Below are 17,820 nucleotides of genomic sequence, written 5' to 3' on the forward strand. Positions count from 1 at the left end.
GAGATCCCGCCGTGTCCGTACCGTCCCCGGGGCCACCCGCAGGCGGGTGCTGGCCGCGGCCGCGACCGTCGTGGTCACCGCCGTGGCCACCGTGACCGTCGTCGCCGCCTCGACCGCACCCGCCCTCGCCGCCACCACCACCCTCTACGCCGCGCCGTCGGGCAGCGGTACCGACTGCACCGCCGCCGCGCCGTGCTCGCTGACCGGCGCGCAGACCGCGGTCCGCGCCCGCACCGGCGCGATGTCCGGTGACATCGTCGTCGAGCTCGCCGACGGGGTGTACCGGCTCACCTCCCCGCTGCGGATGACCGCCGCCGACTCCGGGACCAACGGGTACCGGGTGGTGTGGCAGGCCGCCGCGTCGGCCCGTCCGGTGCTCAGCGGCGCGCGGGCGACGCAGGTGCCGGTGACTCAGAACACAATGGACGGTGCAGCGCGCAGCGCCATAGCATCCGCGCCATGTTCCCCCGCTTACCCGTCCGTGGTGCGCTCAGTGCGTTTCTCGCCGTGGTGCTGGCCCTGTCCGCCACGGCCGTTGCGGCCCGTGCCGCCGACGACTCCCGTGTGACCTTCGGGGTCGGGTACTCGGCCTGGCAGGAGTCGTACATCGAGACCGCCCTCAACCAGACCTATCCGGCCCGCTACTACGACCGCGACGACGATATGCCGCTCGACCCGGGTGAACTGCGGAAACGGGACGAGGTGTGTGTGGGCGACATCCGCGACATGTCCGCGGAGCAGTTGGCCCGCTGCGCGGTACGGAAGAAGTACGACGTGCCCTCGGGCGACGCCCTGCCGGGGGCGGTCCTCATCCGGGTCGATCCGGCCGCGGACGATGTCGTCTTCGAGGTGCCGGGCCCGGCGTCGGAGGAGAACGAGAAGGAATGGACGGCGTTCGTGATCTCGACCATGGGCAGTGTCGGCAAACCGATCGTGCAGGGGCTCTGCATGGCCTGGCGTGCCCAACGCGGTGCCAACGTGGCCGACCCGCCGCAGGTCGCGGGCTGCGCGGGGGTCTCCGAGCTGGTGGCCAACTTCGTCTCCCGCGGCGCGGAGAACCTGCGGGACGGCGAGTTGAGGAATCCGCACGCCTGGGGCGCTGATCTGCTGGCCGCGGTCGTCGCCGGCGGACTCGCCTGGCTGTGGGAGTACAAACTCGTCGGCGTGGTCCAGAACGACGGCAGGGCGTTCTTCCAGGCGGTCATCGCGGCCCCCATCCAGCAGATGGCCCAGGGCGTCGGCCGCGCCTGTCCAGGCTGCAAGAAGTACTTCGGCTCCGTGTACCACGTCTTCTACGACGCGATCTTCCAGCAGCTTCCGCTGACCGGTTCGCCGACCGGTTCGCCGACCCCCACCCCCCGTGGCCTGTCGGCGTTGCGCGTGATGCCTCTCGGTGACTCGATCACCTACGGCGTCGGCGTGCAGGACCCGGAGGGCACGGGATACCGTGCCCGGCTCTGGAACGGCCTGGCGGACGAGGCGGTGCTGGACTTCGTCGGCTCGCAGAGCAGCGGAACGCTGCCGGACAAGAACCACGAGGGCCACCCGTACTGGCGGATCGATCAGATCGGCCAGCTTGTCGAGTGTGCGATTCCGAGACACCGGCCCAACGTGGTGCTGCTGCACATCGGCACCAACGACATGTCGTACAACGTCGACGTGGCGGGTGCTCCGGCGCGCCTGGACGCGTTGATCTCCAAGATCGTCAGGTTGGCGCCGGAGACCACGGTCCTGGTGGCGCAGCTGGTCCCGGCGTACAACCAGGGCACCAACAACCAGGTGCAGGCGTACAACGCCGCGATTCCCGGCATCGTCGCCCGGCACCGGGCGGCGGGCGAGCGCGTCCGGGTCGTCGACATGAGCGCGGTGACCAGGGCCGACCTGACCGACTCGGTCCACCCCAACGCCGAGGGGTACCGCAAGATGGCCGACGCGTTCCTCGGTGCCGTCAAGGCGGCCCGTACCGAGGGCATCATCGTCGACCCGGTCGCCGGTGACGCCGGGGCGTGCACGCCGACCACCGGCAAGGCGCCCGACTCCCTCTCGGACGACAGCACCGCCTCCGGTACGGGCTGGCGCTGGCAGGGACTCGTCGCCCCGGGGGTCGGCGCGACCCGCGACCGCGTCCACTTCGCCGACGTCGACGGTGACGGACTCGACGACTACCTGGTCCTCGACGACCAGGCAAAGGTCAAGGCGTGGACCAACGCGCATACGCTCGGTGACGGGTACGGCTGGCGCTACCGCGGCGTCGTCGCGACCGGCGTGGGGGCCGTCCCGGAGAACGTGCGGTTCGCCGACGTCGACGGTGACACCCTGGACGACTACCTCGTGCTGGACGGCACGGGCCGGGTGTCGGCCTGGATCAACGAGTACACCCCGGCCGGCAACTTCGGCTGGTCGTACGCCGGGGTGATCGCCACCGGTGTCGGGGCGACCCGGGAGCAGGTCCGCTTCGCGGACCTGAGCGGTGACGGCAAGGACGACTACCTGGTCGTCGACGACCAGGGCCGGGTCACCGCCTACGCCAACGAGTACCACGGTGGCGGCACGTACGGATGGTCGTGGATGGGTCAGGTGGCCAGCGGGGTCGGGGCGACCCGGGACCGGGTCCGGTTCGCCGATGTCAACGGCGACGCCCGCGACGACTATCTCGTGGTGCACGACGAGGCGCACGTGAACGTCTGGCTGAACACGGTTCCCCGGGTCGTCGTGCAGGCGCCCGGCGGCAGGCCACCGACGATCGAGTGGCAGAACCACGGCCGTACCCTGACGGCGAGGGGGGCGAACCGGGACCAGGTCCGGTTCGCGGACGTCAACGGTGACGGCAAGGAGGACTACCTGCTGGTCGACTCCGCCGGTCGGGCCGCCGCCGCGCTCAACGACCAGTACGGCCGCCCGCAGGCGTGGGACTGGCAGGGCGTCGTCGGCCAGAACCCGGACACCTCCACCAGCAACGGCATGGTCGACCTGACCGGTGACGGCAGGGCGGACTGGATCGCGGTCCGGTCGGACGGGACCGTCGCGGCGTGGATCAACCGGCAGAGCCAGGGCGGCGGCTACGGCTGGGACTACGCCGGACGGATCACCACCGGCGTGACTCCGGGCCGGGAGCGGGTCCGCTTCGCCGATGTCGACGGCGACGGCAAGGACGACTACCTCGTGCTCGACGACAACGGCGCGACTAGGGCCTGGATCAACAAGTACGCCCCGTCCAGCGGCTTCGGCTGGGACTACGCGGGGGTGATCGCCCCGGGGGCCGGAGCACCGAAGGAACAGGTGCGGTTCGCCGATCTCGACGGCGACCGCAAGGACGACTACGTGGTGCTCGACGGCGACGGTGCGCTCAAGGTGTGGCTGAACCGGCGGACGACCGGGTACGGCTGGGACTACGCCGGGCGGATCGGACCCGGCCTGCACACCGCGCGCGACGAGATCCACCTCGCCGACCTCAACGGTGACTTCCGCGCCGACTATCTGCTGGTGGACTCCGCCGGCCGGGTCTGGGCCTGGCTCAACCACTACCGGGACGGCCGTTTCGGGTGGTGGTTCGACGGTCTGGTCGCCTCCGGGGTCGGCGCGAGCGGCTCGCAGGTCCGGTTCGCCGACCTCAACGGTGACCGTCGGGCCGACTACCTGGTGGAAAGCCCGAACGGCCAGATCAGGGCCTGGACCTTCCACGGGTACGTGGTCGCCCAGGACGCGCCGATGCCCGAGGCGCCGACGACCCCGGACGTCGATGTCGACCTGGATCCCTGCGCACTGGTGGTGGCGAACCGGTTGCCCTGCTGAGCCGGGCAACCAGCGCGGGCGTCACCTTCTCCCCGGTGGCGCCCGCGGCCGTTCGGCGACCCGAGCGACCGGCGGCGGGGGCGCTAGCGCGGCGGTGCGGAGTTTGACGGGCTCGGCGTCGGCGCCGGGGTGGCGACCGGCCGGTCGGCGGTGGCGAGCAGGAAGAGCACCGCGCCCAGGGCGACCACGGCCATCGCCGCGAGCGTGGCGATCCGGGACCGCCGCAGCGCCTGCCGGACCTGCCAGACGTGCACGAACTCCAGCAGCCGTCGCTGCAACTGCCGGGCGAGGCGTTCGTTGGCCTGGGCGTCCCGCAGGGCCTGGTCGAGCACCGTCCGGGTCGTCGGATCCCGCTCCTGGCTGAGCAGGATGGCGAGCTGAGCCGCCGCGGCGGCGTGGGTGGTGACGCCGGCCCGCAGGTCGGTCACGCTGTCGCCGAATGGTCCATAGAAGGCACCGGGATCGGTGCCGATCCGGGCCCGCAGCCCGGCCAGGGCCGGGGTGTCCAGGGTGGCCAGCGTGGTGACCGGCGGGGTCAGCGCCTCGGCGGCGAACCAGATGCCGACGCCGACCCCGGCCAGCGCGACGACCAGCCCGACGAAGGCCCACAGGGCGTCACCGGCGGTGCCGACCCGGCCGACCGCCGTCAGCGGCCCGACGCCGAGCAGGAGCGAGCCGACCGCGGCCGCGGCGGCGACCAGCCACTTCGCGGTCGCCCGCATGTCCGGCACCGCGTCCAACGGCGACGGCCCCGACGGTACGTCCGGGGGCTCGCCGTCGCCGGTCGCGGCGCTCACGACGGGCTGTCGTCGGGTTGGTCCGGTGCCGCCCCGTCGTCCGGGTCGGCCTGGCCCGGTGTCGCCCCGTCGTCGGGCTCGGCGCGCACCAACGGGCCGGGGTCGGCCTCGACCAACCGGCGGTAGGGCACCCAGCGCTGGCCGTCGTAGGTCTGCACCACGCCGTTCTGTACCCGGATCTCACCCCGCTCGGGTGGGCTGGCTGTCATGGTCGTCCTCTCGCGTCCACGGTAGACCCTAGCCTTCCGCGTGGTCGGGGGAGCAGGTGCGGGCAGCGTCGTTGATCCGACTGCTGCGGTGCCGGGGTCGGATCGACGGTGAGATCACCTATTCAGGGGCGGCGTCAACAGACGTTCCGTCCTTGACGGGCGTGCGAAACTGGCCGCGTGCAGGAGAACCCGACCATCACGGCGGCGGAGATCGCCCGGCTCGCCGGGGTCGGTCGGGCCGCGGTCAGCAACTGGCGCAAACGGCACCCCGATTTCCCCGCTCCGGTGGGCGGCACCGTGGCCAGCCCCGAGTTCGACCTGGTCGAGGTCGAGCAGTGGTTGCGGGTGCAGGGCAAGCTTCCCGAACTGGCCACCGCCGACCGGCTCTGGCGGCACCTCGCCGCCGTCAGCGGCTCCCCGACGGCCGGCCTCGCCGCCGTGGGCGCGCGGCTGCTCGACCGGCACCGTGGTGTGCCGACCGGCCCGGTCGACGCGCAACTGGCCCCGCTGCTGCCCGACCTCGACGCCCTCGCCGACGAGTGGGGTCCGCAGGGCGCCTTCGACCAGCTCTGGCACCGGTTCGGCGCACCGGGGCCGGGGCGGTCCCTCGCCACCCCGGACGACCTGGCGGACCTGATGGTCGGGCTGGCCGACGTGGCGGGTGGCGTCGTGCTCGACCCGACCGCCGGCTCCGGTGCCCTCCTGCGGGCCGCCGTGCGCGCCGGCTGCACCCACGCCTACGGGCAGGAGCTGGATCCGGACCTGGCCGCGGTCGCCGGGCTGTGGTTGGCCCTGCGGGACGTGCCGGGGGAGGTGGTCGCCGGGGATTCGCTGCGCGCCGACGCCTTCGCCGGCCGGGCCGTCGACGCCGTCGTCTGCCATCCGCCATTCGGGGCCACCAACTGGGGTGACGACGAGTTGGGCCACGATCCACGCTGGATCGTCGGCACCACCCCCCGGACCGAGCCGGAGTTGGCCTGGGTCCAGCACACCCTGGCCCATCTGCGGGTCGGCGGACACGCCGTGCTGTTGATGCCGCCCACGGTGGCCAGCCGACGAGCCGGCAAACGGATCCGGGGTGAGCTGCTGCGTCGTGGCCACCTGCGGGCCGTCGTCGCCCTCCCGGCCGGGGCGGCCGCGCCGCACGCCGTACCCCTGCACCTGTGGGTGTTGCGACGGGCCGCGCCCGACGCGCCGCCGCCGCCCCGGGTGCTCCTGGTCGACGCCGCCGCCGGTGGCTCGGTCGGGACCGCCGCCGCCGGTGGCTCGGTCGGGACCGCCGCCGGTGGCGGCCTGGCCGGGACCGCCGCACGGGTGCGGGCCGTCTGGCGGGCCTTCGCCGCCGGGGACGCCGAGGTCGACCGGGACGGCTTCGCCCGCGCCGTTCCGGTCATCGAGCTGCTCGACGAGGATGTCGATCTGACCCCCGCGCGCCGACAGCCCACCATCGGGCGCGGTGCCACCGCGGAGCACCTGGTCCGCACCAGGGCGCGACTGACCGACGCCGTCGCCCGGCTCTCGGCGCTGATGCCGCAGGTAACAGCCGCCGCGTCGGGTGCGCCGGCACCGGAGACCCTGTCGGTGGCCGAGCTGGTCCGCACCGGCGCCCTGCACCTGATCGGCCCGGTCCGCGCCGCACCGGGCGCGGCGCCCGGTGGCCCGGGGGGCGCGGGCCCGGGCGACGGTGACGTGACGCCGGCCCGGGTGCTCACCGGGCGGGACGTCGTGGCCGGCACGGATCCCTCCGGGTACGACGACGGCACCCTGTCCGAACGGGTCGAGCTGCTGGTCGGGGACGTCGTGGTGCCGGTGGCGGCCCCGCAGATCGTCCCCCGGGTGGTCAGCACGCCGGGGGCCCTGCTGGGCGGGCAGCTCTACCTGCTGCGCCCCCACCCGGGCGCGCTGGACCCGTGGTTCCTGGCCGGACAGCTGCGCAGCTCCGGCAACGACCGGCAGAGCGCGAGCCTCTCCGGTACCCGGATCGACGTGCGGCGGGCGCAGATCCGCCGGCTCTCCCTCGACGAGCAGCGCGGGCACGGGCAGGCGTACCAGCGGTTGGTGGCCTGGGAGGCGACCTTGGCGGAAGTCGGCGTGCTCGGTGCCGAGTTGGCCCGCCTCACCGGCGACGGTCTCGCCGACGGCGCCCTGCTGCCCGAGGGGCAGCCCGACTGAAGCCCTGGTCGTCGGGGCGGTGACCTGAGTCTTTGCTCAAAGTTCTGACCCGGTCGGGTGAACCGGACCACTCTTCGGCCCGTCATGCGGGTGGCGGCGGCGGCCGCCCGAGCGGAACGAGGAGTGTGAGATGAGACTGAGACTCGGTGGGCGCGTGACGGGGCCCGGCCCGACCGGCAACGCGTCGGAAGCATCGGCCCGACCGCTGGTCCGCCGGGGTGTCGCGGTCGCCACCGCGGTGCTGTTGGCCGGTGGCTCCGTCCTCGCCGGGGTGGTCGCCATGGGTGACGAGCCGGCGGCGGCGCACGGCTCGATGCAGTCCCCGGCGAGCCGGATCTACCTCTGTTACCAGGAGGGGCCGGAGACGCCGCGCTCGCCGGCCTGTCAGGCCCTGCGCGAGGCCGGCGGCAGTCAGCCCGTCTACGACTGGAACGGTGTCCTGGTGTCCGACGTGGCCGGGCGGCACCGGCAGGTCATTCCGGACGGCAAGCTGTGCAGCGCGGGCAACGAGGCGTTCCGGGGCCTGGACCTGCCCCGGGCGGACTGGCCGGCGACCAGCCTGCCCTCCGGCGGTGACCACCGGTTCCTCTGGCACGGCACCGCGCCCCACGTGGGCACCTTCGAGTTCTACGTCACCCGGGACGGCTACCAGCCCGACAAGCCGTTGACCTGGGCCGACCTGGAGTCCGAGCCGTTCCTGCGGGCCGACCGTCCGCAGTTGCGCGACGGGGTGTTCCGGATCGACGGGAAGCTGCCGGCCAAGCGGGGCCGGCACCTGATCTACACGATCTACCAGCGCACGGACAGCCCGGAGGCGTTCTACGCCTGCTCCGACGTGACGTTCGGCGGCGGTGACGCACCGGCCCCGCCGCAGCAGCCGGAGGTCCAGCCGCCCGGCGGTGTCTTCCTCGAGCGTGAGTCGCCCGCCCCGGAGCAGCCCGCGCACACCGAGCACGAGCACGCCCCCGAGCAGCACGACGAGCACGACGAGCACGACGAGCGACCCGGACAGCCCGGCGGGGGCGAGCCGGAACGGGCGCCGCACACCCCGGAAACTCCTCCGTCGGGCGAGGTCGCCGGGTGGGCGGCCGGCACCGCCTATCCCGCCGGAGCACAGGTGACGTACCAGGAGCGGACCTACGTGGCGGTGCAGGCGCACACGGCACAGCCCGGCTGGGACCCGCCGCTGGTGCCGGCCCTCTGGCACGCGGTCGCGCCGACCGAGGCCGCCGGCGGGGTCGCGGCCTGGCAACCGCAGACGCCCTACGAGACCGGCTCGCACGTGACGTTCGAGGGAGTGGTCTACATGTGTCGCCAGGGCCACATCGCACTGCCCGGTTGGGAGCCGACCCGGACGCCGGCGCTGTGGGAGCCGATGGGGTGACCGCCGGCACCGCCCCGCCCCGCCCCGTCTGTCGGGACCGGGGCGGTGCGGTGCTGCCCCGACGGTGAGCGCGGTGCCGAGTCCGTGCCGTTTCCGCCGCCGGGGGTGCGACCGGCGGTGCCAAACTTTCGCGAAACATGGCGGACACATCTTGACGTCCGCAGCGCCATCGACGAGAGTCCATGTAGACGCGATGGCTGGCCGCCGGGGGCCGGGTGCGTCGGGTTCTCCCACGCACACATCGGTGTCAGGGCGCCAGGGCAGCGCTTGTTAACGCTAACACGGACGGCTGGTCGCCGACCCCCACGTGGGCCGGCCGACCCCTGCCGGACGCGCCGCCTTCCCGCATCACGTCCTGCGCAAGGAGAGCATCGTGACCCGAACCTTCCCGCGACGTGCCGTCGCCCTGCTCGCGAGCGTGCTCTGCGTGGTCATGCTCGGTCCGGCGGCGGTACGGGCGGACAACCCCATCGTCCAGACCATCTACACCGCCGATCCGGCGGCGCTGGTGCACGACGGCCGGGTGTACCTCTACACCGGACACGACGAGGACGGCTCCACGTACTTCACCATGAAGGAGTGGCGGGTCTACTCGTCGGCGGACATGGTGAACTGGACCGACCACGGCGTACCGATGAACCTGGCCACCTTCAGCTGGGCCAGCGCCGACGCGTGGGCCGGCCAGACCATCTACCGCAACGGGCGCTTCTACTGGTACGTGCCGGTCAAGAACCGGGCGACCGGGCGGATGGCCATCGGCGTCGGGGTGTCCGACAGCCCCACCGGCCCGTTCCGCGACGCCATCGGCCGGCCCCTGGTGGAGAACGGGGAGATCGACCCGCACGCGTTCATCGACGACACCGGACAGGCCTATCTGTACTGGGGCAACCCGAACCTGTGGTACGTGCGGCTGAACGCCGACATGATCTCGTTCTCCGGCAGCCCGACGCAGATCCCGCTGACCGCGGCCGGCTTCGGCGCCCGCAGCGGCAACCCCAGCCGGCCCACCCTGTACGAGGAGGGGCCCTGGGTCTACAAGCGCAACGGCACCTACTACAACGTCTTCGCCGCCGAGTGCTGCTCGGAGTTCATCGCCTACTCCACCGCCCCCGGCCCGACCGGCCCGTGGACCTACCGCGGCACGATCATGCCCCGGCAGGGTGGCTCGTTCACCAACCACGCCGCCGTCATCGACTTCAACGGCGGCTCGTACTTCTTCTACCACAACGGGGCGCTGCCCGGCGGCGGCGGCTTCACCCGATCGGTGGCGGTGGAGAAGTTCAGCTACCGGGCCGACGGCACCATCCCGACGATCAACATGACCACCACCGGCGCACCCCAGGTCGGCACCCTCAACCCGTACGTGCGCCAGGAGGCCGAGACGATCGCCTGGGCGTCCGGGGTGGAGACCGAGCCGGCCAGCGAGGGCGGGATGAACGTCGGTTGGATCGAGAACGGCGACTACGTCAAGGTCAAGGGGGTCGCCTTCGGTGCCGGCGCCACCTCGTTCACCGCCCGGGTGGCCTCGGCAGGCAGTGGCGGCCGGATAGAGGTGCGCCTGGGCAGCGTCAACGGCACCACCGTGGGCACCTGCACCGTCGGCGGTACCGGCGGCTGGCAGACCTGGACCACCGTCACCTGCCCGGTCAGCGGCGCCACCGGCACCCAGGACGTCTTCCTGCGCTTCGCCGGCGGCAGCGGCAACCTGTTCAACGTCAACTGGTGGCAGTTCAACCAGGGGTCGGGCCCGCCGCCGACCACCCCACCGACCACCCCACCGACCACCCCGCCGCCCACCACCGCACCGCCCACCACCGCACCCCCGACCACCCCGCCGCCGGGCGGCAGCGGCTGCACCGCCACCTACCGCACCGTCAACAGTTGGGGCGGCGGGTTCCAGGGTGAGGTCACCGTCACCGCCGGTACCGCGGCGATCACCGGCTGGCAGACGCGCTGGAGTCTGGCCAACGGCCAGAGCATCAGCCAGGTCTGGAACGGCACGCTGAGCACCAGCGGCTCGACCGTCTCGGTCGCCAACGCCAGCCACAACGGCGCCCTCGCCGCCGCCGGTTCCACCACGTTCGGTTTCATCGGCGGCGGCACGCCGTCCACCCCGACCGTCACCTGCACCGCGAACTGAGGACACCGTGATGACAACACCGCACAGATCCCACCTGGCCGCCGTGGCGTTGGCCATCCTGATGGTGCTCGGCGTGGGGGCCGTGACGCTCCCCGCAAGCTTCGGCGGGACCGCCCGCGCCGCGGACGTCACGCCGATGGCGGCGACGGCCGGCTGCGGAAAGGCACCGACGCTGGCCAGCGGAACGCACACCATCCAGAGCAACGGTAAGAACCGTACGTTCATCCTGCGGGTCCCCGACGGCTACGACGTCAACCGGCAGTACCGGCTGGTCTTCGGGTTCCACTGGCGTGGCGGGACCGCCACCGACGTCGCCACCGGGCAGACCGTGCAGCGCGACGTCTGGTCGTACTACGGGCTGCAGCGGCTGGCGAACAACAGCACCATCTTCGTGGCCCCGCAGGGCCTCAACAACGGCTGGGGCAACGCCGGGGGAGAGGACATCACCTTCGTCGACGACATGATCCGCCGGATCGACGCGGGCCTCTGCGTCGACACCACCCAGCGTTTCGCCCTCGGGTTCAGCTACGGCGGGGCGATGAGCTACGCGGTCGCCTGCGCCCGGGCCACCGTCTTCCGGGCGGTCGCGGTCTACGCCGGTGGCCAGCTCAGCGGGTGCAGCGGCGGTACGCAGCCGATCGCGTACTTCGGCGCGCACGGCATCCGCGACGGCGTGCTGAACATCTCCGGTGGCCGTACGCTGCGGGACCGGTTCGTCCGCAACAACGGCTGTGCCGCGCAGAACCCGCCCGAGCCGAGTCAGGGCAGCCTGACCCACCGCAGCACCACCTACTCGGGCTGCCGGGCCGGGTACCCGGTGGTGTGGGCGGCGTTCGACGAGGGACACATCGCCGCCCCCCAGGACGGCGCGACCGGTGACAGCGGCTCCCGGACCTGGCTGCCGGCCGAGACCTGGCGGTTCTTCACCCAGTTCGAGGGCACCAGCCCGACGACGCCCCCGACCACGCCCCCGACCACGCCGCCGACCACGCCCCCGACCACGCCGCCGCCGGGCACCGGCGCCTGCCGGGTCACCGCGACCGTCAACGCCTGGAACAACGGCCTGACCGAGGACCTGACCATCACCAACACCGGCAGTACCGCGGTCAACGGGTGGTCGCTGGTGTTCAACCTGCCCGGCGGACAGAGCATCACCTCCGGCTGGAACGCCACCTTCGCCCCGGCCAGCGGGCAGGTCACCGCCCGCAACGTCGCGTACAACGCCAGCATCGCGCCGGGAGCCTCGGTCGGCATCGGCTTCCAGGCGACCCACACCGGCAACACCGCCAGACCGACCTCGTTCACCCTCAACGGCGCCACCTGCACCACCGGCTGATCCGCCGGCCCGTCGCGGGCGGACCCGATCCGGTCCGCCCGCGACCACCACCGGCACCACCGGCACCGCCGTCCACCGGGACACCCCCGCCCGGTGCACCCGTCGACAGGAGTGACGTCTGATGACAAGGCGTAGTACCAGCACCGGAGCCCTGGCGGTCGCCGTGGCCCTGGCCGGCATCGTGTTCACCGGCACCCCCGGTCCGGTGTCCGCCGCCGGCGCCCTGGCCGCCCCCGCCGATGTCGGCGCCCAGGCGGCGACCGCAGGCTGCGGCCGGGCCCCCACTTTGGCCAACGGCACCTACACCATCCAGAGCGGGGGCAAGAACCGCAGTTTCATCCTGCGGCTGCCCGACGGTTACGACCGCAACCGCCCGTACCGGTTGGTCTTCGGCTTCCACTGGTGGGGCGGCACCGCCGTCGACGTGGCCACCGGCCAGACCGTGCAGCGCGACGTCTGGGCGTACTACGGGCTGCTGCGGTTGTCCGGCGACAGCACGATCTTCGTGGCCCCGCAGGGCATCAGCAACGGCTGGGCCAACGCCGGCGGCGAGGACGTCACCTTCGTCGACGACATGCTCCGCCGGATCGAGGGCGACCTCTGCGTGGACACCACCCAACGGTTCTCCGTCGGGTTCAGCTACGGCGGCGGGATGAGCTACGCGCTGGCCTGTGCCCGGCCGAACGTCTTCCGCGCGGTCGCGGTGCAGTCCTCGCCCGGCACCCTCAGCGGCTGCAGCGGCGGCACCCAGCCGGTGGCGTACCTCGGGGTGCACGGTATCGGCGACAACATCGCCAGCGGACGGTCGCTGCGGGACCGTTTCGTCCGCAACAACGGCTGCACGGCCGCGAACCCGCCGGAGCCCCGGGCGGGCAGCCTGACCCACACCGTCTACAGCTACTCGGGCTGCCGGGCCGGTTACCCGGTGGTCTGGGCGGCGTTCGACGGTGGGCACATCGCCGCGCCGCAGGACGGCGCCGGTGGCGACAGCGGCTCGCGGACCTGGGTCCCCGGCGAGGTGTGGCGCTTCTTCACCCAGTTCGCCGGCACCACCCCGACGAACCCACCCACCACGCCGCCGACCACGCCGCCCACCACGCCGCCGACCAATCCGCCGGCCGGTGGCTGCACCGCCACCTACGCGACCGTCGGGCAGTGGCAGGGCGGCTTCCAGGCCGAGGTCACGGTGACCGCCGGCAGCACCGCCCTGACCGGATGGCGGGTCAGCTGGACACTGGCCAGCGGGCAGAGCATCACCCAGATCTGGGGTGGCCGTAACGCCCCCAGCGGCAGCACCCAGCACGTCTCCAACGAGACCTGGAACGGCAACCTGGCCGCTGGCGCGTCCACCACCTTCGGCTTCGTCGGCGGCGGCCCGGCCACGACACCGTCGCTCACCTGCGTCCGCGCCTGACCGGAGCGGCTGGGAGAAACCGATGACGGACATGACCCGCAGGAACGTGCTCAAGGCCTCCGCGGCAGGCGCCGGGGCCGCGCTGGTGCCGACCGCCTGGACCGCCGTCGCCCGCGCCGGCTCCCAGGCACCGCCGCAGGCGCTGGCCGCCGGTGACCTGGCCCTGTGGTACGACGAGGCGGCCGGCACCGACTGGCTGCGGGCGCTGCCGATCGGCAACGGCCGCCTCGGTGCGATGGTGTTCGGCAACGTCGACACCGAACGGCTGCAGCTCAACGAGGACACCATCTGGGCCGGCGGCCCGTACGACTCGGCCAACAGCCGGGGGGCGGCCAACCTGGCCGAGATCCGGCGGCGGGTCTTCGCCGACCAGTGGAGCCAGGCGCAGGACCTGATCAACCAGACCATGATGGGCACCCCGGGCGGTCAGCTGGCCTACCAGCCGGTGGGCAACCTGAGGCTCGCCCTCGGCGCGGCCAGTGGCGTGTCGCAGTACACCCGGACCCTCGACCTGACCACCGCCACCGTCACCACGACCTACCTGCAGAACGGCGTCCGGTACACCCGGGAGGTCTTCGCCAGCGCGCCCGACCAGGTGATCGTGCTGCGGTTGACCGCCGACCGGGCCAACTCGATCACCTTCAACGCCACCTTCGACAGCCCGCAGCGCACCACCGGGTCGAGCCCGGACGCCGCCACCATCGCCCTCGACGGCATCTCCGGCAACATGGAGGGCGTCACCGGCTCGGTACGCTTCCTGGCCCTGGCCCACGCGGTGACCACCGGTGGCACGGTCAGCAGCTCCGGCGGCACCCTGCGGGTCTCCGGGGCCACCAGCGTGACCGTTCTGGTCTCGATCGGCTCCAGCTACGTCAACTACCGCACCGTCAACGGCGACTACCAGGGTGCCGCCCGTACCCGGCTCAACGCCGCCCGGACCGTCGGCATCGACCAGCTGCGCAGCCGGCACCTGGCCGACTACCAGGCGCTGTTCGACCGGGTACGCATCAACCTGGGGCGCACCGCCGCAGCCGACCAACCCACCGACGTACGGATCGCCCAACACGCGTCCGCCAACGACCCGCAGTTCTCCGCCCTGCTGTTCCAGTACGGGCGGTACCTGCTGATCTCCTCGTCCCGGCCGGGCACCCAGCCGGCGAACCTGCAGGGCATCTGGAACGACTCGATGACTCCGCCCTGGGACTCGAAGTACACGATCAACGCCAACCTGCCGATGAACTACTGGCCGGCCGACACGACGAACCTGTCGGAGTGCTTCCGGCCGGTCTTCGACATGGTCCGGGACCTGTCGGTGACCGGTGCCCGGGTGGCCCAGGCGCAGTACGGCGCCGGCGGTTGGGTCACCCACCACAACACCGACGGTTGGCGGGGCGCGTCGGTGGTCGACGGGCCGCTGTGGGGCATGTGGCAGACCGGCGGGGCCTGGCTGGCCAGCCTGATCTGGGAGCACTACCTGTTCACCGGCGACGTGGAGTTCCTGCGTACCAACTACCCGGCCCTCAAGGGGGCCGCCCAGTTCTTCCTGGACACCCTGGTCACCCATCCGACCCTCGGCTACCTGGTCACCAACCCGTCGAACTCGCCGGAGCTGGCCCACCACACCGACGTCAGCGTCTGCGCCGGGCCCACCATGGACAACCAGATCCTGCGGGACCTGCTCGACGCGGCGGCCCGCGCCAGCGAGGTGCTCGGTGTCGACGCCACCTTCCGCGCCCAGGCCCGTGCCACCCGGGACCGGCTGCCGCCGATGCGGGTCGGCTCCCGGGGAAACATCCAGGAGTGGCTGGCCGACTGGATCGAGCCGGAGCGGACCCACCGGCACGTCTCCCACCTGTACGGCCTGCACCCCAGCAACCAGATCACCCGGCGCGGCACCCCGCAGTTGTACGAGGCCGCGCGCCGGACGCTGGAGTTGCGCGGTGACGACGGCACCGGCTGGTCGCTGGCCTGGAAAATCAACTTCTGGGCCCGGTTGGAGGACGCCGCCCGCGCCCACAAGCTCGTTCGTGACCTGGTGCGCACCGACCGGTTGGCACCGAACATGTTCGACCTGCACCCGCCGTTCCAGATCGACGGCAACTTCGGGGCCACCTCGGGCATCGCCGAGATGCTGCTGCAGAGCCACAACGGTGAGCTGCACCTGTTGCCGGCGCTGCCGACCGCGTGGCCCACCGGGCAGGTGAGCGGGCTGCGCGGGCGGGGCGGGTACACCGTCGGGGTGGCCTGGAGCAGCGGCCAGGCCGACGAGATCGTGGTCCGGGCCGACCGGGACGGCACCCTGCGGCTGCGGGCCCGGCTGTTCACCGGCGCCTTCACCGTCACCGACGTCAGCGACGGCAGCACGCCGGCCACCACCCGTCCGGAGACCGACGTCGTGCAGCTCACCGTCCGGTCCGGCCGCACCTACCGGGCGGCCCGGCCCGGGGTGACGCCCACCCCGACGGTCACCCCCACCACTCCCGCGCCGCCGACGACACCCCCGACCACACCACCGACGACGCCGCCCACCACGCCGCCGACCACCAGCCCACCCGCGCCGTCGGGTGCCCGGGCCACGTACCGGGTGACGAACTCGTGGTCCGGTGGCTTCCAGGGTGAGGTCACGGTCACCGCCGGTACGACGGCGATCCGGGGTTGGACGGTCACCTGGACCTTCGCCAACGGGCAGGTCGTCAACCAGGTCTGGAGCGGGGTGCACAGCCAGAGCGGGGCGAACGTGACGGTGCGCAACGCCGACTACAACGGGGCGCTGCCCGCCGGTGGTGCCACCACCTTCGGGTTCATCGCCACGGTCAACGGCAGCACCAACAACCCGCCGACCAACCTGACCTGTACGACTACCTGACCGGCGGGGCGTGCCCCGGCTCGAGGAGGCAAGATCATGAGACACCGTGCTCGCCGGATGGTGACCGCGTTGACGGTCGGACTGCTGGTCGTGGTGGGAGCCACGACGGTGCTCCGTACGTCGCAGGCGCTGGCCCTGAACAACGGCGTCGCCCGTACTCCACCGATGGGCTGGAACAGCTGGAACACCTTCGGCTGCAACATCAACGAGACCCTCATCCGACAGATGACCGACGCCATGGTCAGCTCCGGCCTACGTGACGCCGGTTACCAGTACGTCGTCGTCGACGACTGCTGGATGAACCCGAACCGCGACTCGGCCGGGAACCTGCAGGGCGATCCGAGTCGTTTCCCCTCGGGGATGAAGGCGCTGGGCGACTACATCCACGCCCGGGGGCTCAAGTTCGGCATCTACCAGGCACCACTTGACCGGACCTGCGCGCAGTTCTTCGGGTCGTACCCCGGGGCCACCGGCTCCCAGGGGCGTGAGGCCCAGGACGCCCGCCAGTTCGCGGCCTGGGGTGTCGACTACCTCAAGTACGACTGGTGTTCGCCCAGCGGGACGATCGACGACCAGGTCCGCACCTTCGCCAGGATGCGCGACGCGCTGGCCGCGACCGGTCGGCCCATCGTGCTGAGCATCAACTCGAACAGCATCCACACCAAGACCGGGCCGCAACGTGACTGGGGTGACGTGTCCAACATGTGGCGCACCACCGAGGACATCACCAACGCCTGGAACACCGGCCAGACCAACGGTTATCCGATGGGCATCCAGAACATCGTCGACGTCACCGTGCCACTGGCCGCGCGGGCCCGACCCGGTGCGTTCAACGACATGGACATGATGGAGGTCGGGCGCGGAGGAATGTCCGACACCGAGATGCGCAGCCACTTCGCGCTCTGGTCGATCCTGGCCTCACCGCTGATCGCCGGCAACGACCTGCGCAACATGAACGCGGCCACCCGGACGATCCTGACGAACACCAATCTGATCGGCATCAGCCAGGATCCACTGGGCCTGCAGGCCACTCAGGTCTCCTTCGACGGCACCCGGCGGGTGCTGGCCAAGCGGCTGTCGAACGGGGACGTCGCGGTGGCCCTGTTCAACCAGGGCACGGCGACGACCACGATCAGCACGACCGCGTCGGCGATTGGACTCTCCGGTGGCTCCTTCACGCTGCGTGAGGCATGGACCAACGCGACCAGCACCACCTCCGGCGCCATCTCGGCGAGCGTGCCCGGCCACGGCACGGTCGTCTACCGGGTCAGCGGTGGGCCCGGCACCCCGACCAGCACCCCCACCGGTACGCCGACCGCGGTGCCGACCACCGTCACGCCGCCACCGTCGGCCGGCAACTGCCAGGTGACGTACGCGATCACCGGCCAGTGGCCGGCCGGGTTCCAGGGCGACGTGACGGTCCGCAACACCGGTACCACGCCCATCGACGGGTGGAGCCTGCGGTGGTCCTTCGCCAACGGCCAGCAGGTGAACCAGGCATGGGGGGCCACCTACACCCAGAGCGGCGCCCAGGTCACCGCCACGAACGTCGCCTACAACGCCTCGATCAGCCCCGGCGGTACCGCGACCTTCGGCTTCATCTCCAGCTGGTCGGGCAGCAACACCCGACCGAACGCGTTCACCCTCAACGGTCAGGCGTGCGGCGTCGCCTGATCGCGATCGGCCATCAGGCCGGACAAGGCGTCACCC

The 17,820-nt window shown here is 72.2% G+C and carries 11 protein-coding genes; 9 read left to right on the top strand and 2 right to left on the bottom strand.

The features are described from left to right. The first annotated feature begins 46 nt into the window (after positions 1-46). Together ACN28G_RS09645 and ACN28G_RS09650 are read left to right on the top strand one after the other, a co-directional pair. Entirely contained in the window at positions 47-568 is a 522-nt protein-coding gene (locus ACN28G_RS09645) for a hypothetical protein (protein ID WP_229688629.1), read from the top strand. Continuing rightward, complete coding sequence (locus ACN28G_RS09650) at positions 565-3,792, top strand: FG-GAP-like repeat-containing protein (RefSeq protein ID WP_421478938.1); 3,228 nt, start codon at positions 565-567, stop codon at positions 3,790-3,792. Before ACN28G_RS09645 ends, ACN28G_RS09650 begins: the two co-directional genes overlap by 4 nt. Positions 3,793-3,875: 83 nt before the next feature. Here the strand turns inward: ACN28G_RS09650 and ACN28G_RS09655 are convergent, their stop codons facing one another. After that, positions 3,876-4,589, bottom strand: coding sequence for a hypothetical protein (locus ACN28G_RS09655; protein WP_091437458.1), 714 nt, complete (start codon positions 4,587-4,589; stop codon positions 3,876-3,878). Beyond that, entirely contained in the window at positions 4,586-4,798 is a 213-nt protein-coding gene (locus ACN28G_RS09660; protein WP_091437461.1) for a hypothetical protein, read from the bottom strand. Before ACN28G_RS09660 ends, ACN28G_RS09655 begins: the two co-directional genes overlap by 4 nt. A 177-nt stretch (positions 4,799-4,975) precedes the next feature. On the opposite strand from ACN28G_RS09660, the gene ACN28G_RS09665 reads away from it, so the two are divergent. The 7 genes from ACN28G_RS09665 (at position 4,976) to ACN28G_RS09695 (ending at position 17,784) form a co-directional block, all read left to right on the top strand. Continuing rightward, positions 4,976-6,970 carry an N-6 DNA methylase gene (locus tag ACN28G_RS09665; RefSeq protein WP_175440530.1) on the top strand — a complete coding sequence of 665 codons (1,995 nt, stop codon included), beginning with the start codon at positions 4,976-4,978 and terminating at the stop codon, positions 6,968-6,970. Positions 6,971-7,100: 130 nt separating this feature from the next. Beyond that, positions 7,101-8,354, top strand: coding sequence for a lytic polysaccharide monooxygenase (locus ACN28G_RS09670; RefSeq protein ID WP_217628810.1), 1,254 nt, complete (start codon positions 7,101-7,103; stop codon positions 8,352-8,354). Positions 8,355-8,787: 433 nt separating this feature from the next. Further along, entirely contained in the window at positions 8,788-10,494 is a 1,707-nt protein-coding gene (locus tag ACN28G_RS09675; protein ID WP_421480886.1) for a family 43 glycosylhydrolase, read from the top strand. Positions 10,495-10,504: 10 nt separating this feature from the next. Continuing rightward, positions 10,505-11,830 carry a cellulose binding domain-containing protein gene (locus tag ACN28G_RS09680; RefSeq protein WP_421478939.1) on the top strand — a complete coding sequence of 442 codons (1,326 nt, stop codon included), beginning with the start codon at positions 10,505-10,507 and terminating at the stop codon, positions 11,828-11,830. A 121-nt stretch (positions 11,831-11,951) separates the two neighbouring features. Further along, a complete protein-coding gene (locus tag ACN28G_RS09685) occupies positions 11,952-13,244 on the top strand; it encodes a cellulose binding domain-containing protein (RefSeq protein WP_421478940.1) in 1,293 nt (430 codons plus the stop codon). Positions 13,245-13,266: 22 nt separating this feature from the next. Next, entirely contained in the window at positions 13,267-16,110 is a 2,844-nt protein-coding gene (locus ACN28G_RS09690) for a glycosyl hydrolase family 95 catalytic domain-containing protein (RefSeq protein WP_421478941.1), read from the top strand. Between the two features lie 36 nt (positions 16,111-16,146). Continuing rightward, a complete protein-coding gene (locus tag ACN28G_RS09695; protein WP_091437474.1) occupies positions 16,147-17,784 on the top strand; it encodes a cellulose binding domain-containing protein in 1,638 nt (545 codons plus the stop codon). Positions 17,785-17,820: the final 36 nt, after the last annotated feature.

This window comes from Micromonospora sp. WMMA1923, from assembly GCF_049179195.1.
Taxonomy (GTDB): Bacteria; Actinomycetota; Actinomycetes; order Mycobacteriales; family Micromonosporaceae; genus Micromonospora; species Micromonospora yangpuensis.